The organism is uncultured Roseibium sp. (assembly GCF_963675095.2).
GTDB lineage: Bacteria > Pseudomonadota > Alphaproteobacteria > Rhizobiales > Stappiaceae > Roseibium.
In genome coordinates this window covers 15,678-37,350 of the sequence record NZ_CAXXSJ010000057.1, presented here as the reverse complement: position 1 = coordinate 37,350, position 21,673 = coordinate 15,678, and the positions used below count along the sequence as shown (strand labels likewise).

Below are 21,673 nucleotides of genomic sequence, written 5' to 3'. Positions count from 1 at the left end.
AAATGTCTCGAATGATGAAGCTTGCCGCATTGACCTGCGGATGCCTGGTTGCCGGCATGACGGCCGCCAGCGCCACGACGCTCCGGTTTTCCGACTACGGGCCGAACCGCGGCGCGCGTGCGGCGGCGCTGGAATGGTATGCAGAGCAGATCAAGGAACGGTCTGCCGGCGATCTTGAGATCCAGTTTTTCTGGGGCGGATCGCTGCTCGGCGGCAAGGCCACGCTGAAAGGTGTCGGCGACGGGGTGGCTGATCTGGGAACCGTCATCGGCTTCTTCACGCCGCGCGAGATGCGCGCCTACAACATCGGCGATCTTCCGGTCGACAACAGCGACATCTGGGTCGGCCTGCGCGCCATGTATGCGCTCTCGACCGAAAACGAGACGATGAAGCAGGAATTTGCGAAGGCGAACGTTCGTTACCTGACGAACTACAGCACCGGTCCGGTTCAGCTCATCTGCAATCAGGAGATCACCAGCCTCGACCAGCTCAAGAGCGCCAAGGTCCGCGCCTCCGGTCCCTATGGCGATACGCTGCGCAGCCTGGGTGTCGACGTGGTCGGCATGAGCCAGGCGGACGTCTATCAGGCACTCGATTCCGGCCTGATCGACTGTAACCAGAACTACTATTACTCCATGCTCGCCTACAAGCAGTACGAAGTCGCGCAGCACGTGCTGGAACTGAACTGGGGCCAGAACATGTCCTTCGGCGTGGCGATCAACGACCGCACCTATGCCTCGCTGTCCGACAAGCAGCGCCAGGTGCTGGACGAGGTGTCTTCCGACTTCGAGGACTATCTCGCGCAGAAGATGATCGAGACGGACACGACCGCGAAATCCAAGATGGTCGACGGTATCGACGGCAAGAAAATCACGGTCACGACCCTGTCGCCGGCTGATCAGCAGACGCTGATTGAAGCCAGCGCCACGGCCATCGACGCCTGGGTCTCGGCCGCCAAGGAAGACGGTATTGACTCCGACGCCCTGCTGTCCGACTACCGCGACCTGATCGGCAAGTACGCGAAAGAGCAGAAGGAATCCGGATATCCATGGACCCGGTAACGGACACCGCAAACGAGGAAGGCGGCGCCAGCCGCCTTCCGCGCGCCGAGCGTCTTCTCGTATCGCTGGCAGTGGTGTGCCTGTTTGTGATGGGCGTGCTCATCACGGTCAATGTGCTGAGCCGCTGGCTCGGCCGGTCGATCGTTCCCGACGACGTCCTGCTGGTGCAGGAACTCATGGTGCCGGTCATCCTGCTTCCCATCGGCGTGGTCACGGCGCTTCGCGCGCACATCGCGGTCGAACTGTTCACCAGCAGCCTGCACGGTCGCAGCAAAGCGGCGCTTGCCATCCTCGCCCATCTGGTCGGCATAGCCTTCGGCATTTTCCTGTTCTGGGCCGCTCTGCGCTCGTTCCTCGATAGCTGGGAAACCCAGGACTACTACAACGGCATCCTGCACATTCGCATGTGGCCGGGCCAGGGCATCTTCGTATTCGCGATCGGCCTCTTCATCTTTCGTCTTCTCGTCCTTCTGGCGGTCGACACACGCCGGATGCTTCGCGGTGAGTCCGGCGAATCGAAGCCTTGAAACGGCTAACGCTGTCCGGGTCCATGGAAAGACACATGCACGCCAACGGTTCATTTCTGACTAGACGGAGGTCCGGACCATGGAGCCTGTAACGCTCGCCGGTGTCATCCTGGTCGCAGCCTTGCTGTTGCTGGTGCTCCGCGTGCCAATCGGCTATTGCCTTGGCCTGTCCGCCTGTGTCGGGCTTGTTCTCTTCTTCGGCTGGCGGCCGGGAAGCGCGCCGGATCTCGTGGGCGCCCTGCGTCCGACCCTGTCTCTGATCAGCGCCGACACCTATTCCTTCGTGCACAACTATCCGCTGAGCATGATCCCGCTGTTCATCGCGCTCGGCCACATCGCCTATCAGGGCGGCATCACGACGGATCTTTATTACGCCCTGCGCGTGCTGTTGCGCCGTCTGCCGGGCGGGCTCGCAATGGCGTCCGTCACCGGCTGCGCCGGCTTTTCCGCCATCACCGGGTCGAGTGTCGCCTGTGCCGCGGCCATGGGCCGGATCGCGGTCCCGGAGATGCTGAAGTTCGGCTATGATCCGAGGCTCGCCTCCGGCGCCGTTGCGGCGGGCGGAACCCTCGGGTCCCTGATCCCGCCGAGCCTGTTGTTCGTGATCTACGCCATCTTCACCGAGCAGTCGGTCAAGATGCTTTTCCTCGCGGGTGCACTCCCGGGGTTGTTGTCGCTTGCCGGCTATCTGATCACCGTTTTCGTATGGTCGCGTCTGCATCCGGAGCATACGCCCAAGCTGGAGATGGAGGTGACCGCGCAGGAACGGCGCGCTGCGATCGCCGGTCTGTGGCCGACGCTGGTGCTTTTGATCGTCGTTGTCGGCGGCATTTATCTCGGCATCTTCACGCCGACCGAGGCGGCCGCCGTCAGCGCCGTCGTCGCAACAATCATCGGTTTTGCCCGTGGCCGGCTGACCTTCAAATCCCTGATCGCGGCCGGAGAGGAAACGGTTCGTCAGACGACGATGATCTTCTTCATCTCGCTCGCGGCGAAGCTGTTCACCAGCTTCATCTCCCTGACGCGGATCACGCCGATCGCGCTGGAGTGGCTTCAGGCGCAGCAGGCGTCGGTGACGGTGGTCATTCTCGGCTTCGTCGTCTTCTATCTGCTGCTGGGCATGTTCCTCGACTCCATCGGCATCCTCGTCCTGACCCTGCCGTTCACCGTGCCGGTCATGATGGGCTACGGCGTCGATCTGATCTGGTTCGGCGTCATCGTCATCAAGCTCCTGGAGATCGGCCTGATCACCCCGCCGATCGGCCTCAATATCTTCGTCATCAAGGCCGTCACGCCGGGCCAGGTCACGCTCGGCCGGATCTTCAAGGGCGCGAGCGCCTTCCTCGTTCTGGATATCGTCGTCCTGGCGCTGCTTCTGCTGTTTCCAGCGATCTCGCTCTGGTTACCGCACTCGGCGTTCTAGAGAATTCCCCGGGTTACCGGGGCTGGCCGGTGTGCAGGCGGACGCGCGCCCAGTCGCAGAAGCGCCGGACCTTCTCCGTCTGTGCCCGCTCCGGCGATACGACCAGATGATAGCCGAGCGCGGATTCGATCCGGATCGAGAACGGCTCGACGAGAAGCCCCGCCGCGATGTCGTTCTCGACCACGGCGGTCCTGCCCATCGCGACGCCCAGGCCGCGAATGGCCGCCTCGTAGGTCGGATAGAGAAAGTCGCAATTCAGTTCCCGCTGGAACGTCAGGCGCGGCTGGCCGGCACTGTCCAGCCACAGCGGCCACTCATCCTGGTAGAGCAGCGGCGAGGACGTGCGGATGATGGTGGTTTGCGCCAGCGCCTTCACGTCAGAACCGAGTTCGGCCCTGCGCAGGTAGTCCGGACTGCAGACAGGAAACAGTTCCTCCTCGCCCAGACCGGTCACGATCATGGAAGGCCACCGGTCCGCGAAGCCGTACTGGATCGTCAGGTCATAGTCGAAAAAGTTGGACTTTTCGAACGGCACCGGCGTGCGGATACGAACCTCGATCTCCGGGTTTTCGTCCGTGAAGTCCCCGATCGCGGGGATCAGGCATTTGATCGCGAAGGTGCTGATGCAGCCGATCGTCAAGACGCTGGTGCTGTCCTTGTGGACGAGCCGGTCGGTGGCATTGAAGATATCGCGCAGGATCGCGCGCGCATTGGGAAGAAACTCCAGACCTTCCGAGGTCAGCGCCACCACATTGCCGTTGCGATGAAACAGCGGCTGGCACAGCACCGTCTCCAGCGTCTTGATCCGCTGGCTGACAGCGCCTTGCGTAATGTTCAATTCCGTCGCCGCACGCCGAAAGCTCAAATGCCGGGCAACGGCCTCGAACGCGAGCAGCCCGGCCGTCGAAGGCAGTTGTTTCATCTATGGTCCCTTGTTGCCATTGCCGAAACTTAACGTGCGATGCAGTGGCGGGAAAGGAGGAGTTATAGACCTACGGTTCTCCCGCGCCAGTCTTACGGGCTGGGGCTGGAAACCAATGACGAGGGAATGAATGTAGGGTTCAGGCGGGTGAATCAGGGTGGTCGCTGGAGAGGGATGTTCGCAGAGGTAAACCGATCCCCCGGCTTGGAGCGAACACCCAATCGCAGGCGTCCGCGCCATCCGGGCCGGAATAGTTTTTGCGGATAACGCGAACACGGAACGGCGGGTTAAGACGGGGCACAGCAGTTGTGAGTGCTACAGGATCTTTCCCCCGGCTACTTCGGACCTATACAACACGGCGGTTCAAGGGCAGGGGCCGTCAAGGGTCTCTGAGCCATGCGCAATGAAAGGCTGCCAGCGCTCCTGTAAGTCGGCCGGATAGCGGAACTCGATGTGATGAAGCAGTTCGGTGGCACAGCCGGCGCCATGTTCCACCCGTAGAAACAACCGCCTGTCTTCCCGCTCGGCGCTGACCATGAACCATGTATCACCGAAGTCTTCCTGGCCGACGGTCCAGCCGCCATCCTTGTAGATCTGAACCAGAAAGTCCCGATAGCTGGCGAGATCGTCGCCCATGACGTTGAAGGCGCCATAAACGTTGATCTCGCCATCGCTGTCGATATCGAAAAACTTCAGGCCATCGCCGTTCTGCGGCTCATCCCCTGCGATGAAATCAGCCGGAACTTCGGCGGCCGTGCCGAAACGCGGGTTCTGATAGGTCTGCCATTCGCCCGCCAACACCGAACCGGTCAGAAAGAGTGAAGCGGAAACGGCGATCAGAAATTTTTCCATAGGCATCAGTGAAGCTCCACAGCATCGATAAAGAGGACATTGAGATTGTCGCGCGGCCAGAAGTTCTCCTCGGAGAATTCCAGGCGCGACCGGGAAACGCGTTGCGCGCCGTCGAGGCAGAGCAGGGCGAAATCGTCCGGTTTTGCGGCTTCGACGACGAGGTGAAAATTCCGAATTGGCCCGGACCAGTTTCCCCCGGTCTTCAGAATGTATTCGACGGTTGCGCTGAAATAGGTGAAGCGCGCCTTGCCGGCGGCATCCAGACGGTGGCTGGCAATGGCCTTTTCCTGATCGTCGGAAATACAATAGTCCTGCTTTGCCCGAAGGGAATAGTCGTCATGCTGACCTTTTCGAGCCAGTGGCGGGGACAAACTGCGACCGGCCACAGGCTTGTAGCTATGCTCGATGACGACAGCTTGGCCGGCCGGGAAGGTTTGCGTCCAGTAATAGGCTGTCCGCATCAGCCAGCCCGGTTCTTCTCCGTCGAAGCGTCGCAACAGGCCGAGTTTGCGGAGTTGTTCCTGTCGCTCGGGTGCGAGCTGCGCCAAGGCGTCGTGGGTCGAAAGCAGGTACGGTTCCAGCGGGACACCGAACTCTCGCAACACGGCAGTCCGGTCAACGCCGAGCGCGATCGCGCGCTGGTCGATTTCCATCTCGACTTTTCGACCGTCTACCTTCGTGGTGAAATCGATGAAATTAACGGCGTCCTGCTGCGGCAGAATCAGGTTGTTGTAGTCGTTGAGCGCCTCGATATCGGGCAGAGGAAAGGCGACCAGCGTGGTGATGTCTTCGGACGACGTGTTACGGAAAACGTAGCGGACATCGATGCGGTCTGGTGAGAGGTAAAGGTCCTCCGACTGCATGACGACGTCTTTCTGACGGACGAATTCGAGCCCGCCGCTGGCAAGATGGGCGGAGCTGTCGTTGGCCTGCGTGTTCGTGGGGACCATGGACGCGGTCAGTGCGAACAACAGCGCTGTGAAGGGTCTCATCATCAAATCTCCCGCTGACTACGGATAGTATCTGAGCGGGCCATGGAACCGCTCCAGATGACCGGTAAGCCACTCGTAGGGCCCGCTGTCCGCGCTCTGAGGTGTTGAGTCGTCGGGCGGCGGTGCTGGCGGATTCACATCGCCTGCGGGTTCTGCGGCACCGTCGACCCCGGGACCGGTCTGAAGCGGGGTGTCCGGCTGGGCACCCGGCATCTGCCAGCCACCGCCCGCAGGGGCTCCACCCAGGGTGCCGCTGCCGAACCCAGGTGGAGGCGGCGGAGGCGGTGCGGCTTCCCGGGGATAGCCGGAGCGGATATACCGGCCATGCGCCCAGCCGATCCGTCCGTCGCGGGTCTGGATATAGAGCCAGGGCCCGTCACGATCGAGGACTTCGACCATCGTGTTTGGTCCCATCCGGCTCAATTCCATCGACCGGGAACTGGGGTATTGACGGAGTGACAGGTAGTTGTCGCCGTAGGGATCGAGGCCGCCGACGTAGTCGGCCAGCGCCGGTAACTGCCAGGAGAAAACGGCCAGCGCGCAGGTTAGCGCGGCAGTCGTCAGTTTAAGCTTTCTCATGATCTGCCTCCTCAATTGCCGGAGCCGGCGGGCACGGGGGAGAATTCCTGCTGCATGTCTTTCAGGAGGTCGTTCACGTTTGGTGATGTGCCATCTGCCGCGGGCACGGTTTCCGCTGGTGGGGCAGCCTCGGGCGATACCGCGGGTGTTGTTTCCGTGGCGCCGAGGGTGTTGAGGGCGCTTGCTCCCGGGCCGGACGCGCTCAGAATGGCGCCTGGACCGAACAGGGCGGCGAAGGGCTGGTCGGTCAAGGGCCTCAAGGAGAATGCGGTGACAAGCAGGGAGGAGGTCCCGGTACGGATGACCACGAGGCGGGCGCTGACGGGTTTCTTCCCCTCTGCCATCATGTCGAGCGATCCGGCGAAATCTGCGCCGGCGATCTGATACCGGCCGCTGCCGGTTTCAAAGGGGGCCTTTTCTGTGACGTCGACCAGCATGTTGTCGGAAATGACCTCAGCCGCTTTGTCCCGAAGAGCGGCGATGTCGGGCCAGGGATCGCCGTCCAGATAGGTGACGGTGATGGCGATCATGCCGGACTCTTCCGGTATCGGATCCCAGGTTTCCGCGCGCAAATGCCAGATCTTCATGGCCGCATCGTCGTGGTCTTCCACCTTCCAGCCGCGGGCGGGAAAGTCGATGGAGACTCCGCTCTTGCCGAGGTCCAGTGCGGCAACAGGCGTTGTCATCGCAATCACGATGGCGCCCAGGACCAGTTTTGCCAGGATACCCATATCAGTCTCGCGCTCCTCTTTGCGCTTGAGCTTTCGCAGTCGGTGTCATTGCGGTTTGGCCTCCCAACGCCCATGGGCCTTCTCGTAGGCATTGCCAGCCTCCCAGTCGCCCCAATAGTTTTCATTCTTCAAACGTTTTGACCCGTGGATCTCGCCCTTGAACTTGATCGTTCCGAACTGCCCGGAACTGTCGATCAGAGTGCCGATCAGGGGTAACGTGAAGCTGCCGACCTCGTTGTACGGCCCGGAGAAGGTCGCTTCGATGCTGTCGCCGTTGTAGGCGCCCTTGATGAAACCGCTGACGGTTCCATCGGCAAAGGTCAGGCGGATGGTTGTTCCAGGCAATTGCATGAGCTCGCCGGCATATGTTTTCGAAGGCCTGCCGGGGACTGAAGCGCTGTCATCAACGGTTGGCGCGGTCGCGACAGGCCCGGCGGAGCCCTTTCGCTTACCGCTGATGAGGACCTTGTGCCGTCCGTCTTCACAGTAATTATAGTAGCCCCGGAAGGTGTCGCCCTCGAACACAAGCTCGAACCGGCCCCAACTGTGGGTGCCGTCGACCAGACGATTACATTTTTTGCCAGACCAGTCATTGGCAAAAGTGCCGGCAAATCGGTTTTCTGACAGGGTGCCCCACCAGCGCGCGTTGTGCGGCTGATGGCTGGCAGTCACCTTGTTGCCGGTCTGGCTGATCGTCAGTTCGAATTTCCGATCCGGATGGTTCACCACCCAAACGCCTTCGATATTGACGCTCGCGGTCCCACTTGTCGGCGATGTGTTCGTATTCTTTGGCTGGACGGTCTGCGGTTGGGTGGCCGCGATTTTCTCGCGTGCCGTTTCATCGCGTTTCATCGAGGTCTCGGCCCGTTCGCGGGTCAGCCGGCGGCGCAGCTCTGCTACCTGCGCCGAGCGCTGATCGTCCGGACAGAGTTTCAGGCTTTTCTGCATGTCACCGATTGCGGCCGCCAGACGCCCAGCCGAGATCTTTGCAAGCCCGGACTGCCACAATTCCGATGCACCGGCATGATTCGCGCCACCCGGCGCACAGGCCGCGACCGGTTGATCCTGCGGAGTGGTCGCTGAAGACTGCGGCGGCTCCTGGCCGCCCGGCTGACGAACCTGATCGAGCCGTTGCTTCAGGGTAGCCAATTGCGCTGCGCGTTTGTCGTCAGGGCAATAGGAGAGGCTCAGTTCAAGATCCATCAGGCCCCTCTCGACATCTCCCGCTTTGATCCTGGCGACTCCACTGGCCCAGGTGCGGTGGGCGGCGGCAAATTTGCCGCCACCTGGAATGCATTGCTTGTCACGCCGGCTTTCGGCCAGATCAGCCTGGCGTTCGGCTTCCGCTGCCGCCTTCCGGCGGGCGATTTCAGCTTCTACTTGCGTGCGCATCTTGGCCACCTGGGCAGCCCTGCGTTCGTCCGGGCAGGTCTCGATGCTTTTTTCCAGGGACTTGATCCCCTCCACCAGAACGCCCTGGGCCAGGTAGTCGAGGCCGCGCTTCCAATAGCTCCCGGCGCTCTCGTAGCTGACCGAACCGGGCGTGCAGGGCTCCGGAATTTTAGCCGCCTGCCGCTTCCGTTCCAGGTCGGCCTGTATCTGCTCCCAGGTCTCCTGCTGCTTGCGGATATCGGCAAGAAGGGACTCTGCCTGTTGTCCGGGCATGAGGGCGCGGTTTTCTTCCGCAAGGCCGATCGCCAGGTCGAAGTCCTTGCGTCCGGCCGCCTTGAGTGCTTCGACCGTCAGTCTCTGCGAACGTTCGATTTTCGCCTTTGCCAGGTCGGCTTCGCGGCTGAGTTCGGCAAGCCGCCGTGCGCGTTCCGAATCGGGCCAAAGCCGCTGGGCTTCGGTGAGACGGCTGACCGCGGATTCAAGCTGGTCGCGGCGGACCGCCTCTTCGGCCTCTCTCGTCAGCACGGCCGCATTCTGGAATCGCATGCTGCCGTCCACGTAGCGTTCCCGCTTGCTGCGCAGCGCCGGATCGAAGCGGCGCAGTTTTGCCGCTTGCGTGGCCAGGTCCGCCGCCTTGACCGGGTCGCCGTCCCGCCAGGCCGCATCGGCCTCGGCCATTTTTTCATCCGCCAGCCGCTGGTCGCCCGCCGTTTTGGTTTCATCGGCGGATATAACGACTGCCAGCGAGATGCGCCCCTTGCCGAGAAGGCGGCCGTCCTTGTCCTTCGCGGTGACTTCCGCCTGGATCGTACCCGCTTCCGCCCGGGAAACCGTCGGGGTCCGGGAGGCCGGGTTGGAGATGCTGGTCCCGCTGTTGACGGTCCAGTCCCAGCGGACGTCACCGCCGCTCTTGGCCCCTTCCAGTTCCGCGCTCAGCTCAATGGCCTGCCCGGCGGCGTAGAGCCCTTCGGGGACATCGATCAAACCGCCGACATTCTCGTCCCAGATCTGCGGTTTCGGACCGCGCGCTTTTGCCGTCACCCGAACGGAACCGGCCGTCGTGTCATACTGACCGCTGATCCTGCCGATTTCGTCGCCATGGACGGGCAGTCGGACGATGGCTTCGAGTGTGACGGTCTTGCCGCCATCGACCGTGAAACCGATCTCGGAGCCGTTGCCGGCATATTCACGCCGGTTGGCGGTTGCCGGCTCCAGCCAGCGAACGTCGATCAGGGCGTCGGGGACGTGAGGCTCGGTCATGACCCTTGCGCGGACCTCCGTGCCCGCGCCGGCGCCACTTGGCGGATCGAATAAGAGCGACAGTGCCGGTGGAAGCACCTCCACGGTCTGCACTTCCGTTTCTGCGACGGTTTTCGTGCCGCCGTCCTCGGTCGTAACGATCTGAGCCCAGACCTTGACTGTGCCGAGCCGGTCGAACGTGACGGTGGTGTCGCCGCCGGATTCCACCGGATCGAAGGTAAGGTTCGGAGTGGCGTGCCACAGGACCCGGTAGGCGGTGCGCTGAGGCTCCGGATCACCGAACAGGTCTTCCGTGTCTCCCGCATCGGTGATGATGACCTGGTCTGGCCGGGCTCCGGGAATGGTGACCTTTCGGCAGTCGTCGAACGGACCGGAGCCGGGAATGCAATCCGCGTCTGAAGCGGCCGTATCCAGGCCCGACAGGTTCGCCCCGATCCGGGCGGTGCTGCCGAGAAAGACAGTGCCCGTCGGTCCGCTCAGTTCAACGGTTGGCAGCGATGGGTCCGGTTGGGGAGGGGCCGTTTCTGCTTCCGCGCTCGTCTTGCCGGTATCGGATCCGTTGCCGTTCCCGCTATCCGGGAAGTCACGCGCGGTGTCTGTCTCGGTGGAGGTCTCCTTTTTACCGGTCTCCGCAGTGGCCGGCTTCCCGGCTTCTGTGGTGTCCGGGGTCTGCTCTGTTTCAGGTTTGGCACCGGCCGTGCCGGCGGTCTTGCCGGCAGTGCTTTCGGCCTCCTTGGCAGAGCCCGAAGCCTTCGGGTCATCGGAGCTTCCCTTGTCCGAAACCGGTGTCTCCTGTGCAGGCGTTTCGGTGGTTTTCGGCTGTTTTTCCTTTTCTTCGACCGGGGGTTCCGGGAGACGTTTCAGAAAAGCCGTATGGGACAGTTTTCTTCCTGCTTCGAAGGTGATGTCCCGGCTGTAGCTTTCAAAGCCGGGCGCCGAGATCTCGACCGCAATGGGTCTTTCGGCTTCCGCCAGCGCGTAAACCGTGACACGGCCGTTGCCGCGCAGGGTGCGCGGGTCGGACGTAAAATCCAGCGCGGTGCCGTTGAGCCGGATCGCGGTGACATCCGGGGTGCTGCGGCCGTCGCGGGCGACAATATCCAGCCGCACGACCAGCTGCCGGCCCTGCTTCTTCACCAGGTCGCTCAGGGCGGCGAACAGGCTGCTGTCGAACAGGCATAGGGCGTGGAATTCCCGCTCGCCGGTTCGGTTCAGATTGAAAACGGATCCGCGAGCGCTGCGGATGCGCTTGGAGCGGTCGACCACACCGCTGGTTTCGACCACCTTGCGGAACTGGCGGTCGGAAAATTTCCGGAACAGCGCCGTGCATTCGCGATCGCGGGCCGAGAAGTCCCGGCCGCTGGCGCGGATCAGAATATCGAGAAACCGGTCTTTTCCGACGAGTCCGCGGTTTTCGGGAAAATCACTGTATTTCAGCGCATTGTAGGACCCGTAAAGCTGGTCGAAAGCGGCGCCGGTCAGGCCCGCGTGCTGAGAGGCATCGACGAAAACAAAAACGGAATCGAGCGCTGCCCTGCGGGACGTATTGCGCCAGATCCGTGCCGGCTTCAGTTCACCTTCGGCAGCTATCAGCGGCAGGAAACTGAGACATTCAGCCTTGCCGAAATGCTGTTCGAAAGCAGCCTGATGGGGCCGCAACCGGCCGCGCTGCCCGCAAAGGGATCCGGCACGTGCTTCGGCGATCTGTTTGTCCAGCTTGGTGAGTTCCGTGCTGAAAACCTTGATGGCTTCCCGATAGAAGCCAAGCAGATGCCCGAAACCCGGTATGGCGGTGCTGACGTCCTGGATTTTGCCAATCACGCCGTCAATGGCATTGAGCGTGCTGATCGGGGAGTTCGGATCGACATTGTTCGGGTCGAACAGGGCGACGAAGTCGACAAGGTCGCCGGCCTTGCCTATGTAATCCCCGGCCGTTTCGAACAAGGCTTCCGCCTTTTTGAGCTTCTGGAAATAGCCCTTGTTGCGCAGGTCCCGCTCGATGGCGCTGAGCTTGTACATGTAGTCCAGCGCGTCCTTGCGCGATTTCGGGTCACGCAGAATCTTTTCCAGCGGCGGGATCGGCAGTTCCACGCCGGTAATTTCCTGGATTTTCTTGAGTTCCTTAACGGCATCTTCGCCGAACAGGCGCGTGAGCACGCCTTCTGCGGCCTTGTCGATGGTGGATTTATAGAGATCGTTGACAGACTTGATCGCCTTGTTCTGGGTCGCGTAGGTCGTGGCGTTGCGCCATGTGGTGACGGCGCCCTGGAAGGACTGGGCGGTATTCTTGACCTCGTCGAAGTGCCCCTTGACCGTGTCGAAGGTCTGTTTGATCTCGCCGTAAGCCTGTTGATAGACCTTTTCTTCGGCCGGATTTTCCTGGGCGAGGACGGGCGATAGGATTGCCGTTTGAAGCGCGGTCAGGACCCCGGCAAGGATTGCCGGCAGCCAATTGGAGAATTTCCGTCGCGACATCAATCGCCCCTTCGATCAACGGGATAAGACTTTCGAACACAGGCAGCAACCAAGCACATCCAATTCGGAAGACTATTGATGTCGATCAAGCCGGACGGCGGATTTGGCGGATAGAATTTACGGCGCGAAATCAACTGGGTGAGGCCAATGGCAATTGATGCAACCTGCGAACACGAAGCCGGTGCGGCTGACAGCCTGACGTGGGAAATCGACGTGCCGCTTCTGACAACGCCCATCGTCGTGCGACAGACTGCATTTGCCATACTGATCCCGATTGTCATTCTGATCGCCTTTGTGGGCGGGCTTGCCTGGTGGGATGGCTATACCGATCAGATCCCGGATGTCATCGTCGGATTGCTGGTGATCGGCGCCGGGCTGATGTTTCTTTTTGCGCTGGTCTCGCTGTTGATCTTCCGTAATCGCATGCGCATGCGGTTTCGCCTCAACGATGACGGCGTAGAGTCGGCCGTCATCGATGCAACGGCACGGACAGGAAGCAAGCTGGCGATTGCCATCGGATTGCTCGCCCTCAAACCGGGAATCGCAGGCTCGGGCCTATTGGCAAAATCCGGGTCGATCTGCTTCGCGCGCTGGAAGGATGTCCGCCGCATCAGCGTGGACGAACGCAGGCATACCGTTTTCCTGAAAAGCAAATACCGGGTCCTCGCGGCCCTGTTCTGCACCCCGGAGGTTTTCCAGAATGTCCGGGCGCAGGTCGCAAAGGCGACGGGGCTTGGTGAGACACCCGAATGATGTTCGGGACCGGACGCGGGACAGCGAAAGAGCTGCTTATGTCCGCAGAATAAAATGAAAATAATGTGTCGGGAATAAACAGAAAAAAAATGGCGGAGAGACAGGGATTCGAACCCTGGGTACCCTTGCGGGCACAACGGTTTTCGAGACCGCCCCGTTCAACCACTCCGGCACCTCTCCGCGGTACTTGGGATCGTATGTGGTCTCAAGTGGCGCGGAACATAGACAAGGCGTTCCCGGGCCGCAAGAGGCAGTTTGGCTGTTTCGGCTATTTTTATGCGCGGCTGAGATAACGCCGCGAAGTGGCAGAAATGGCGCATTATTCCGCCACTTATCGATTGACTTGAGGGGCGTCCTGACTATATTGCCGATCCTGAACGGCGGAGTCTTTGTCAAGATTCCGCCTTTCCCGTTGTTTCAGGCCTGATCCGAGACTTCAAAAAAGCCTTCAGATCGCAAAGACCCGGACCGCCGGTTTCCGGCAGGGCGGGCGCCGAAAACAACATAGACAAGTGGGCTTTCCGGTGAACGGGGCGCCCGCAGCAAAAACGAAAAGAAGGACGTGCGAGACATGTTCGCAGTGATCAAGACCGGCGGCAAGCAGTACACCGTTGCCGCAGACGACCTCCTGAAGGTCGAAAAACTCGATGCCGAAGCCGGCAGCACCGTCACCTTCGACGAAGTGCTCATGGTCGGAAACGGCACGGACACCACCATCGGCGCGCCGCTCGTTGACGGAGCCAGCGTCGTTGCGGAAGTGGTCGATCAGGGCCGCAACCGCAAGATCATCGTTTTCAAGAAGCGCCGCCGTCAGAATTCCCGGCGCCGCAACGGCCATCGTCAGGCATTCACCCTCGTCAAGGTGACCGACATCCTGACCGGTGGCGCCAAGCCCGCCAAGACCGCGGCGCCGAAGAAGGCCGCCGCTCCGAAGGCCGAGGCTGAGGAAGAAGCACCGGCTGCTGCCGCGGAAGACGCTGTCGCGCCGCTGTTCACCGCCCCGGACGGCGAAAAGGACGATCTGAAGAAGATCTCCGGCGTCGGCCCGGTTCTGGAGAAGAAACTGAACGCGCTGGGCATCACCACCTACGCGCAGATCGTGAACTTCTCTGCGGAAGATATCGCCCGCGTCGACGAGGTCCTGAACTTCAAGGGCCGCTTCGAACGCGACAACTGGATCGAACAGGCCAAGGAACTGGCCGGCAAGTAAGCCGCCGTATCTCACCCTGATCTGAAGAACAAGCAGCGAGGAGCATCCTCATGGCACATAAAAAAGCAGGCGGTTCGTCCCGTAACGGTCGCGATTCCGCAGGTCGCCGTCTCGGCATCAAGAAGTACGGCGGCGAAGCTGTCGTCCCGGGCAACATCATTGCACGTCAGCGCGGTACCAAGTGGCATCCGGGTAACGGTGTCGGTATGGGCAAGGACCATACCATTTTTGCGACCGTGGAAGGCAAGGTAGAGTTCCAGGCGAAAGCCAACAAGCGAACCTACATCAATGTGCTTCCGGTAGCGGAAGCAGCGGAGTAAAGCCGACGTGAGTTCCAAACCCGCCGGCGCCCATTAAGCCCCGGCGGTTTGAGACAAAACCGGTCAAAGACACAAGGGGAGATGGGCCGCCATCTCCCCTTTTCTTTTGAACTTTGACTGGAGAATGAAATGGTTGTCGAAAGTGATGGTCTCTTAGACGAAAGCTGTCTCGGTGCGGCCCCCGAGCCGCAGGAAGCTGTCCGGATCCGGCTCGATACGCCGCGAACGGATGATCTGGCCGATATCGTGTTCCTGGCCAACAACCACAAGATCGCCGCGAACCTGGCGAAGATGCCCCACCCGTTTTCCCTGGAAAACGCCAAGGCGCTGGTCGCCCGCGCGCAGAGCTCCGACGGCAACAACGCCACCTTCGCCATCCGGATGAACACCACCGGCCGCTTCATCGGCATGGCCAAATACGGCGAGATGGAAGCCGGCAGCCCGGTTCACATCGGCTACTGGCTGGGCGAGGCCTTCTGGGGGCAGGGGTTTGCGACCGAAGCGGTCCATGCTCTGGTCGACCATGCCTTTTCCCACGGGACGATGGGAGAACTCTCGGGCGCCTGCCGGGTGACCAACCCCGCCTCGCGCCGGGTTCTGGTCAAGTCCGGCTTCCAGTACCGGGATCAGTCGATGATCCGCTCGGTGGGTGCCGGCGGGGCCGTGCCGATCGAGCGCTATTCGCTGGAACGGGCGGTCTGGTCTTCCCTGAAGCAGTGGGGGAGGTCGGCATGACACTTCCCGTTCTGAAGACCCGCCGCCTGGTTCTGCGCCCCTTCAACGAAGGGGATGCGGAGGCGATCGCCAATCTCGGCGGCCGCGATTTCGAAGTCGCCCGCTGGCTCACCGGCTGCACCTGGCCTTACGAGGACGGGGCGGCGGAAGCCTTCGTCGCCAAGGTTCTGCACCAGGGCGCCCTAGATCTGGACCGCATGACCGGAGAGGCGGTGTTCGCGATCACCCTCGGCGGCATCTTCATCGGCACCGTCGCCGTTCAGGCGCCGGGCGATCTGGAAGAGCAGCCGGATTGCCCGACGCTCGGCTATTGGCTCGGCCGTCCGTTCCATGGTTTCGGTTACGCGACCGAGGCGGCGGAAGCCGTCCTTGAATGGGCGTTTACAGCCTTTCATTGCCAGGCGATCGCCGCGCGGGCCTATGAGGACAACACGGCCTCGCGGGCGGTGCTGCGCAAGCAGGGTTTCCGCCCGGTCGGCAAGACGGTGCGTTTCGCCAAGGCGCTGGACCGGAAGGTGTCGAACATCGTCGTCCGACTCGAGCGGTCCGAGTTCGAAAGCCGGAGGGCGGCGGCATGACACCGGTGATCAGGACGGAACGGCTGATGCTCCGTCCGCCGGCGGAAAGCGACCTGGAACGGATCGTGGATCTGATTGGCGACTACGACGTCTCCAAGATGCTTGCCCTCGTTCCTCATCCCTATACGCGGGATCACGGCATCGACTGGCTGTCGCAGGCGAATACCGGAAAGCCGGGCTGCGAAACGGTCTTCGCACTGGATGCCGGCGACGGTTTGATTGGCTGCGTTTCGCTCGGCAAGTTGCCGAACGACCCCACTTTAGGCTATTGGCTGGGGCGACCCTATTGGGGCAGGGGCTACATGAGCGAGGCAGCCGGCGCCGCGTTGGCCTGGTTGTTCGCCAATCATCCGATTGATGAGCTGACCAGTCAGGCAATGGATGAAAATCCCGCATCGCTTAAAGTCCTGCGCAAGCTCGGCTTTTCGGATGACAGCAAGGGGACGTGCGAGAGCCTGGCGCGTGGTGAGGGCCGGCCGTCAACTGTGCTGCGGATAAAACGGAATGCTTTTAATTAGACGGTCACGGTCTGAGATACGGACAGAAAGACAAAAGAAATGAAATTCCTCGATCAGGCCAAGATCTATGTGCGCTCCGGCAACGGCGGGGCAGGCTGTGTGTCGTTCCGGCGCGAGAAATATATCGAATATGGCGGACCGGATGGCGGCGACGGCGGCAAGGGCGGCAACGTCTATGTCGAATGCGTCGATGGCCTGAACACGCTGATCGACTACCGCTACAAGCAGCATTTCAAGGCCGAGACCGGCATCCACGGCATGGGCAAGAACCGCACCGGCGCCGATGGTGGTGACGTGACGCTGAAGGTTCCTGTCGGCACCCAGATCCTGGAAGAGGACAACGAGACCATCATCGCCGACCTGACCGAGGTCGGCCAGAAGGTGCTGCTCCTGAAGGGCGGCAACGGCGGTTTTGGCAATGCCCATTTCAAGTCGTCGGTGAACCAGGCGCCGCGCCGGGCCAATCCGGGCCTCGAAGGCGAGGAGAAATGGATCTGGCTGCGGCTGAAGCTGATTGCCGATGCGGGTCTGGTCGGCCTGCCGAATGCGGGCAAGTCCACCTTCCTGGCGACCGTCTCCGCCGCCAAGCCGAAGATCGCCGACTATCCGTTCACGACGCTGCACCCGAACCTCGGCATTGTCCAGATCGACAGCCGCAGCTTCGCCATCGCCGATATTCCCGGACTGATCGAGGGTGCTCATGAGGGCACTGGCCTCGGCGACCGTTTCCTCGGCCATGTCGAGCGCACCCGCGTTCTGTTGCATCTGGTCGATGGGTCCGGCGAGGAAGATCCGGGCGAAGCCTACAAGGTCGTGCGCGGTGAACTGGAAGCCTACGGTCACGGTCTGGTCGACAAGCCGGAAATCGTGGCCCTGTCCAAGTGCGATGCGCTCAACGACGAGCTGATCGCGGAACGGTCCGCATCGCTGGAAGCCGCCTGCGGCCAGAAGCCCTTGATCCTGTCCTCGCAAAGCGGGTTGAACGTGGACCGGGCGCTTCGGATGATCGTGCGCGCGATCGACAAGGACAAGGAAGACGAGGCCAACGCGGTGCCGTCCAAACAGCAGGAAGGCTGGCATCCCTGATGTCTTCTGGCCTGATGTCTTCCGACAAACGCCGTCTCGCCGGCCACAACCGTATCGTCGTCAAGATCGGGTCTGCCTTGCTCGTCGAAAAGGGCGAGCTGAAGAAGGACTGGCTGGATGCGCTGATCTCCGACGTGGTCGATCTCGCCCGTGGCGGGGCGGAGATGCTGATCGTGTCCTCCGGCTCTATCGCCCTTGGCCGCGGTATCCTGGGTCTGCCCTCCGGACCGCTGAAGCTTGAGGAAAGCCAGGCGGCGGCCGCCGCCGGTCAGATCGCCTTGGCCAAGGCCTATGCGGAGGCGCTCGGCGCTCATGGCAGGCAGGCCGGCCAGATCCTCCTGACCCTGGGTGACACGGAAGAACGACGCCGTTATCTCAATGCGCGCGCCACCATAGGCACGCTGTTGAAGCTCGGCGCGATCCCGATCATCAACGAAAACGACTCCGTGGCCACCTCCGAGATCCGCTACGGCGACAACGACCGGCTGGCGGCCCGGGTGGCGACCATGGCAAGCGCCGATTGCCTGGTGCTGCTCTCCGACATCGACGGCCTTTACACCGCCCCGCCGGCAACCGATCCGGATGCGGTGTTCCTGCCCGAGGTGCCCAGGATCACGCCCGAGGTCGAGGCCATGGCCGGCAGCGCCGGGTCGGAACTGTCGCGCGGCGGTATGAAGACCAAGATCGATGCGGGTAAAATCGCGACCGCTGCCGGCACTACCATGGTGATCACCTCCGGAAAGGCGATGCACCCTTTGAAGAAGCTGGACGAGGGCGCCCGCTGCACCTGGTTCCCGGCCATCGCCTCGACATCGAGCGCGCGCAAGGCCTGGATCGGCGGTCACCTGGAACCGCGTGGTGAGATCCGCCTCGACAAGGGCGCGGTGAAGGCGCTGCACTCCGGCAAGAGCCTGCTTCCCGCCGGCGTAACCGAAGTTCAGGGAAGTTTCTCGCGCGGCGACGCGGTGATCATGCTCGATCCGGACGGCCGCATCATCGGCCGTGGCCTGGTGGCCTATGACTATGACGAGGCGCGGCTGATCGCGGGGCGTAACAGCCGCGAGATCGAGGCCATCGTCGGCTATCCGGGCCGCGCGGAAATGATCCATCGCGACGATCTCGTGCTGGACGATGCACACGGAAACGAAAACCGGTAAGGTGACACACGCCTTGCGCGTAAGAGAGTTGGGACGGAAAGATGTTGGATAAGGTTGAGATGAGCGACGTTCAGGCCCTGATGGCGGATATCGGCCGGCGGGCCCGTGCCGCCGGACGCGTGCTGGCAACGGCGCCAACCGAAGCCAAGAACCAGGCCCTTGCCGAAATGGCCAAGGCCGTCCGCGCCGCGACGCCGGAGATCCTCGCAGGCAATGCGCAGGACATCGAGGCCATGAAGGCCAACGGCCAGACGGCCGCCTTCCTGGACCGCGGCACGCTGTCGGAAGAGCGGATCGAGGCTGTCGCCAAAGCGCTGGAAGACATTGTCGCGCTGCAAGATCCGGTCGGCTCCGTCATCGCCGCCTGGGACCGGCCGAACGGTCTTCAGATCGAGCGCGTGCGCACGCCGCTCGGCGTCATCGGCGTCATCTATGAAAGCCGCCCGAACGTGACCGCCGATGCCGGCGCCCTGTGCCTCAAGGCCGGCAATGCGGTCATCCTGCGCGGTGGCTCCGAAACGATCCATTCCAACAAGGCGATCCATGCCGCCCTGCAGAAGGGCCTGAAGGCCGCCGGTCTGCTGGAGGACGCCATCCAGATGGTGCCGGTCACCGACCGGGCCGCCGTCGGCGAAATGCTGAAAGGCCTGGACGGCAATCTCGACGTGATCGTGCCCCGCGGCGGCAAGAGCCTCGTCGCCCGCGTGCAGGAAGAAGCCCGCGTCCCGGTCTTCGCCCACCTGGAAGGGCTGGTGCACATCTTCGTCGACAAGGCGGCGGATCTTGAGAAGGCGGTCGACATCGTCGTCAATTCCAAGCTGCGCCGCACCGGCATCTGCGGCGCGCTGGAAACGCTGCTGGTCGATGAGGCCGTGGCCGCATCCCACCTGCCGGCAATCGTCAAGGCGCTTCAGGACAAGGGCTGCGAGATCCGCGGCGATGCCCGGGTTGTCGAGCTGTGCGACAACGTTGTGCCTGCGACCGAGGACGACTGGTCGACGGAATATCTTGAGCCGATCCTTGCGGTAAAGGTGGTGTCCGGTCTGGACGCGGCCATCGAGCACATCGCCCGCTGGGGCTCCAACCACACTGACTGCATCCTCACCGAGGACGATGCGGCGGCCGCGGAATTCTTCAAGCGGGTCGATTCCGCGATCGTGCTGCACAACGCCTCCACCCAGTTCGCCGACGGCGGCGAATTCGGCATGGGTGCGGAAATCGGCATTGCGACGGGACGCATGCATGCGCGCGGTCCGGTCGGTGTCGAACAGCTCACCAGCTTCAAATACTGCGTTCATGGCGAGGGACAGACCCGTCCATGAATTTCAGCATGGCCAGCGGGTATGCCCATGCCGAGTGGATGAAGCTGCCCCATGCCGAACCGGGAAACCGGATCGGGATTTTCGGCGGCTCCTTCAATCCGCCCCATTCCGGCCACCGGCTGGTGGCGCAGACGGTTCTGAAACGGCTGGAGCTGGATCAGGTGTGGTGGTTCGTCACGCCGGGCAATCCGCTCAAGGAACACGGTGACCTAGCGCCGCTGGAAATGCGCATCCATATGACCAGTGCGCTGGCCGATCATCCGAGGATGAAGGTGACGGCTTACGAGGCGGTTCTAGGATCGCCCTATACGGCACGGACCATCGAAATGTTGCGCCTGCGCCGGCCATCCCTGCGATTCGTCTGGGTGATGGGCGCGGATAATATGGCGGGTTTCCACCGGTGGCAGGACTGGCGTGCGATCGCCGGGCTCGTCCCGATCGCCGTTGTCGACCGGCCTGGAGCATTTCTGCCGGCGATGGCATCTCCGATGGCGAAAGCCTATGAAAAACATAGACTTCCCGAAGAGAATGCGGCGCTTCTGGCCGATCTGGAGCCGCCGGTGTGGACGTTTCTTCACGCGCCTCTCGATGAGACGTCCTCGACTTTTTTGAGGCGAAAACCCCACACCTGAACGGCTTGCCGTTAGGGCAGTCAGGAACTCCGTCTTGAAAATGCCAAGGTGGAGGGAGTATTCTATAAGCATGGTCATCCGGACCGGATGGCCGAGGCAAGGTCAACCAGTCCTGCGTAAAGCGTAAAAGTGCGGGACGGCAACAAGGCGAAAGGCACACCATCTGACCATGACCTTTGAAAGCGAGGGGACTGTGAAGTCCACTCCACTCCAGTCTCCCGTGAGCGCTGAACTTGCGGGTGAGCTGATCGATACGGTTCTCGCCAGTCTCGAAGACTCCAAGGCAGAGGACATTGTCACTCTCGACATCGCAGAAAAGAGCTCCCTGGCCGATCACATGGTGATTGCGTCCGGACGTTCGCACCGTCATGTCGGTGCGATCGCCGACCATCTCCTGCGTGACCTGAAAGACGCCGGCCACGGTACTGCAGCGGTTGAAGGCCAGAGCACCTGTGACTGGGTTCTCATCGACGCCGGCGATGTGATCGTTCACATCTTCCGTCCGGAAGTCCGCGGTTTCTACAATCTTGAAAAGATGTGGGCCCCGGAAACGGATACGGCACCCCAGTATATCGGCTGATTTTTTCAGCCGAGGGCGTCTCTGAAGGTATCCGGGCGTTTGCCCGGATAAGGACGTTATGCGCTTCACGATATCCTGCATCGGACGGATGAAGGCCGGTGCCGATAAGGATCTGTTCGACCGCTATGTCGACAGGGCCCGCAAGATCGGCCGCGGGCTCGGCGTCACGGCCGTGGCGCTTGCTGAATTTCCCCGAAAGCCGGGCGCAGAAATCCGACGAGCGCAAAGCGGAAGAAGCCTCTGTCCTCCTGAACAGCATTGCCGTCCGGGGCAAAGCTCGTTGTCCTCGACGAACACGGCAAATCGCTCTCCAGTCTGCACTTCAGCCGCAAGCTGGAAGGCTGGAAGGACGAAGGTGTTCAGGATGTGGTGTTCGCCATCGGCGGTGCGGATGGCCATGGGGCTGAGCTGCTTGCCCGGGCCGATCTGAAGATCGCCTTCGGCACCATGACCTGGCCGCACCAGCTGGTGCGTATTCTGTTGTCTGAGCAGATTTACCGTGCTTTGACCATTCAGGCAGGCCATCCCTATCATCGCGAGTAGGTATAAAGTAGGTACACGGCGATAT

Annotated in this window: 21 protein-coding genes and 1 tRNA gene; 15 read left to right on the top strand and 7 right to left on the bottom strand. The window is 61.9% G+C overall.

Going from position 1 to position 21,673, the window contains the following annotated elements:
• Positions 1–2 precede the first annotated feature (2 nt).
• From ABIN98_RS22685 to ABIN98_RS22675, 3 genes are all read left to right on the top strand, one after another.
• Positions 3–1,061, top strand: a complete 1,059-nt coding sequence (locus ABIN98_RS22685) for a C4-dicarboxylate TRAP transporter substrate-binding protein (RefSeq protein WP_346913398.1) — start codon at positions 3–5, stop codon at positions 1,059–1,061.
• Positions 1,049–1,588, top strand: coding sequence for a TRAP transporter small permease (locus ABIN98_RS22680; protein WP_346913396.1), 540 nt, complete (start codon positions 1,049–1,051; stop codon positions 1,586–1,588). The genes ABIN98_RS22685 and ABIN98_RS22680 overlap by 13 nt, the downstream gene beginning before the upstream one ends.
• A 79-nt stretch (positions 1,589–1,667) precedes the next feature.
• Complete coding sequence (locus ABIN98_RS22675; RefSeq protein ID WP_346913394.1) at positions 1,668–3,011, top strand: TRAP transporter large permease; 1,344 nt, start codon at positions 1,668–1,670, stop codon at positions 3,009–3,011.
• A 13-nt stretch (positions 3,012–3,024) separates the two neighbouring features.
• On the opposite strand, the gene ABIN98_RS22670 is transcribed toward ABIN98_RS22675, so the two are convergent.
• From ABIN98_RS22670 to ABIN98_RS22645, 6 genes are all read right to left on the bottom strand, one after another.
• Positions 3,025–3,933 (bottom strand): LysR substrate-binding domain-containing protein, encoded by a 909-nt coding sequence (locus tag ABIN98_RS22670; protein ID WP_346913392.1) that lies wholly within the window; start codon positions 3,931–3,933, stop codon positions 3,025–3,027.
• Between the two features lie 363 nt (positions 3,934–4,296).
• Positions 4,297–4,791: a hypothetical protein gene (locus ABIN98_RS22665; protein WP_346913390.1), complete on the bottom strand. Its 495-nt coding sequence runs from the start codon at positions 4,789–4,791 to the stop codon at positions 4,297–4,299.
• Entirely contained in the window at positions 4,791–5,780 is a 990-nt protein-coding gene (locus tag ABIN98_RS22660; RefSeq protein WP_346913388.1) for a DUF4424 domain-containing protein, read from the bottom strand. Before ABIN98_RS22660 ends, ABIN98_RS22665 begins: the two co-directional genes overlap by 1 nt.
• Positions 5,781–5,795: 15 nt before the next feature.
• Positions 5,796–6,356: an SH3 domain-containing protein gene (locus tag ABIN98_RS22655; RefSeq protein ID WP_346913386.1), complete on the bottom strand. Its 561-nt coding sequence runs from the start codon at positions 6,354–6,356 to the stop codon at positions 5,796–5,798.
• Between the two features lie 11 nt (positions 6,357–6,367).
• Positions 6,368–7,087 (bottom strand): hypothetical protein, encoded by a 720-nt coding sequence (locus ABIN98_RS22650; RefSeq protein ID WP_346913384.1) that lies wholly within the window; start codon positions 7,085–7,087, stop codon positions 6,368–6,370.
• 45 nt (positions 7,088–7,132) lie between these two features.
• Complete coding sequence (locus ABIN98_RS22645; RefSeq protein ID WP_346913382.1) at positions 7,133–12,214, bottom strand: PKD domain-containing protein; 5,082 nt, start codon at positions 12,212–12,214, stop codon at positions 7,133–7,135.
• A gap of 147 nt (positions 12,215–12,361) precedes the next feature.
• On the opposite strand from ABIN98_RS22645, the gene ABIN98_RS22640 reads away from it, so the two are divergent.
• Positions 12,362–12,967 carry a hypothetical protein gene (locus ABIN98_RS22640; RefSeq protein WP_346913380.1) on the top strand — a complete coding sequence of 202 codons (606 nt, stop codon included), beginning with the start codon at positions 12,362–12,364 and terminating at the stop codon, positions 12,965–12,967.
• A 90-nt stretch (positions 12,968–13,057) separates the two neighbouring features.
• On the opposite strand, the gene ABIN98_RS22635 is transcribed toward ABIN98_RS22640, so the two are convergent.
• Positions 13,058–13,147: transfer RNA gene (locus ABIN98_RS22635), tRNA-Ser, on the bottom strand.
• A 391-nt stretch (positions 13,148–13,538) separates the two neighbouring features.
• Between ABIN98_RS22635 and ABIN98_RS22630 the strand changes: the two genes are divergently transcribed.
• The 11 genes from ABIN98_RS22630 (at position 13,539) to ABIN98_RS22580 (ending at position 21,648) form a co-directional block, all read left to right on the top strand.
• Positions 13,539–14,177, top strand: a complete 639-nt coding sequence (locus ABIN98_RS22630; protein WP_346913378.1) for a 50S ribosomal protein L21 — start codon at positions 13,539–13,541, stop codon at positions 14,175–14,177.
• Positions 14,178–14,227: 50 nt separating this feature from the next.
• Positions 14,228–14,497, top strand: coding sequence for a 50S ribosomal protein L27 (rpmA, locus tag ABIN98_RS22625; protein WP_190293707.1), 270 nt, complete (start codon positions 14,228–14,230; stop codon positions 14,495–14,497).
• Between the two features lie 129 nt (positions 14,498–14,626).
• On the top strand, positions 14,627–15,232 hold the full coding sequence (locus ABIN98_RS22620; protein ID WP_346913376.1) for a GNAT family N-acetyltransferase: 606 nt from the start codon (positions 14,627–14,629) through the stop codon (positions 15,230–15,232).
• Positions 15,229–15,810, top strand: a complete 582-nt coding sequence (locus ABIN98_RS22615) for a GNAT family N-acetyltransferase (protein WP_346913374.1) — start codon at positions 15,229–15,231, stop codon at positions 15,808–15,810. The genes ABIN98_RS22620 and ABIN98_RS22615 overlap by 4 nt, the downstream gene beginning before the upstream one ends.
• Positions 15,807–16,328 carry a GNAT family N-acetyltransferase gene (locus tag ABIN98_RS22610; protein WP_346913373.1) on the top strand — a complete coding sequence of 174 codons (522 nt, stop codon included), beginning with the start codon at positions 15,807–15,809 and terminating at the stop codon, positions 16,326–16,328. Before ABIN98_RS22615 ends, ABIN98_RS22610 begins: the two co-directional genes overlap by 4 nt.
• A gap of 39 nt (positions 16,329–16,367) precedes the next feature.
• Positions 16,368–17,414 (top strand): GTPase ObgE, encoded by a 1,047-nt coding sequence (gene obgE / locus ABIN98_RS22605; protein WP_346913372.1) that lies wholly within the window; start codon positions 16,368–16,370, stop codon positions 17,412–17,414.
• A gap of 14 nt (positions 17,415–17,428) precedes the next feature.
• On the top strand, positions 17,429–18,571 hold the full coding sequence (gene proB, locus ABIN98_RS22600; protein ID WP_346913656.1) for a glutamate 5-kinase: 1,143 nt from the start codon (positions 17,429–17,431) through the stop codon (positions 18,569–18,571).
• A 41-nt stretch (positions 18,572–18,612) separates the two neighbouring features.
• The gene (locus ABIN98_RS22595) at positions 18,613–19,893 is read left to right on the top strand and encodes a glutamate-5-semialdehyde dehydrogenase (RefSeq protein WP_346913370.1); all 1,281 of its coding nucleotides are present in this window, start codon (positions 18,613–18,615) and stop codon (positions 19,891–19,893) included.
• Positions 19,890–20,525, top strand: coding sequence for a nicotinate-nucleotide adenylyltransferase (locus ABIN98_RS22590; protein ID WP_346913368.1), 636 nt, complete (start codon positions 19,890–19,892; stop codon positions 20,523–20,525). The genes ABIN98_RS22595 and ABIN98_RS22590 overlap by 4 nt, the downstream gene beginning before the upstream one ends.
• Positions 20,526–20,694: 169 nt before the next feature.
• Positions 20,695–21,105 (top strand): ribosome silencing factor, encoded by a 411-nt coding sequence (gene rsfS, locus ABIN98_RS22585; RefSeq protein WP_346913366.1) that lies wholly within the window; start codon positions 20,695–20,697, stop codon positions 21,103–21,105.
• Between the two features lie 258 nt (positions 21,106–21,363).
• A complete protein-coding gene (locus ABIN98_RS22580; protein ID WP_346913364.1) occupies positions 21,364–21,648 on the top strand; it encodes a 23S rRNA (pseudouridine(1915)-N(3))-methyltransferase RlmH in 285 nt (94 codons plus the stop codon).
• The last annotated feature ends 25 nt before the right edge of the window (positions 21,649–21,673 follow it).

Coding starts and splice junctions, on each gene's coding strand:
- ABIN98_RS22685 (WP_346913398.1), top strand. CDS start 3: ATGTCTCGAATGATGAAGCTTGCCGCATTGACCTGCGGATGCCTGGTT.
- ABIN98_RS22680 (WP_346913396.1), top strand. CDS start 1,049: ATGGACCCGGTAACGGACACCGCAAACGAGGAAGGCGGCGCCAGCCGC.
- ABIN98_RS22675 (WP_346913394.1), top strand. CDS start 1,668: ATGGAGCCTGTAACGCTCGCCGGTGTCATCCTGGTCGCAGCCTTGCTG.
- ABIN98_RS22670 (WP_346913392.1), bottom strand. CDS start 3,933: ATGAAACAACTGCCTTCGACGGCCGGGCTGCTCGCGTTCGAGGCCGTT.
- ABIN98_RS22665 (WP_346913390.1), bottom strand. CDS start 4,791: ATGCCTATGGAAAAATTTCTGATCGCCGTTTCCGCTTCACTCTTTCTG.
- ABIN98_RS22660 (WP_346913388.1), bottom strand. CDS start 5,780: ATGATGAGACCCTTCACAGCGCTGTTGTTCGCACTGACCGCGTCCATG.
- ABIN98_RS22655 (WP_346913386.1), bottom strand. CDS start 6,356: ATGAGAAAGCTTAAACTGACGACTGCCGCGCTAACCTGCGCGCTGGCC.
- ABIN98_RS22650 (WP_346913384.1), bottom strand. CDS start 7,087: ATGGGTATCCTGGCAAAACTGGTCCTGGGCGCCATCGTGATTGCGATG.
- ABIN98_RS22645 (WP_346913382.1), bottom strand. CDS start 12,214: ATGTCGCGACGGAAATTCTCCAATTGGCTGCCGGCAATCCTTGCCGGG.
- ABIN98_RS22640 (WP_346913380.1), top strand. CDS start 12,362: ATGGCAATTGATGCAACCTGCGAACACGAAGCCGGTGCGGCTGACAGC.
- ABIN98_RS22630 (WP_346913378.1), top strand. CDS start 13,539: ATGTTCGCAGTGATCAAGACCGGCGGCAAGCAGTACACCGTTGCCGCA.
- rpmA (WP_190293707.1), top strand. CDS start 14,228: ATGGCACATAAAAAAGCAGGCGGTTCGTCCCGTAACGGTCGCGATTCC.
- ABIN98_RS22620 (WP_346913376.1), top strand. CDS start 14,627: ATGGTTGTCGAAAGTGATGGTCTCTTAGACGAAAGCTGTCTCGGTGCG.
- ABIN98_RS22615 (WP_346913374.1), top strand. CDS start 15,229: ATGACACTTCCCGTTCTGAAGACCCGCCGCCTGGTTCTGCGCCCCTTC.
- ABIN98_RS22610 (WP_346913373.1), top strand. CDS start 15,807: ATGACACCGGTGATCAGGACGGAACGGCTGATGCTCCGTCCGCCGGCG.
- obgE (WP_346913372.1), top strand. CDS start 16,368: ATGAAATTCCTCGATCAGGCCAAGATCTATGTGCGCTCCGGCAACGGC.
- proB (WP_346913656.1), top strand. CDS start 17,429: ATGTCTTCCGACAAACGCCGTCTCGCCGGCCACAACCGTATCGTCGTC.
- ABIN98_RS22595 (WP_346913370.1), top strand. CDS start 18,613: ATGTTGGATAAGGTTGAGATGAGCGACGTTCAGGCCCTGATGGCGGAT.
- ABIN98_RS22590 (WP_346913368.1), top strand. CDS start 19,890: ATGAATTTCAGCATGGCCAGCGGGTATGCCCATGCCGAGTGGATGAAG.
- rsfS (WP_346913366.1), top strand. CDS start 20,695: ATGACCTTTGAAAGCGAGGGGACTGTGAAGTCCACTCCACTCCAGTCT.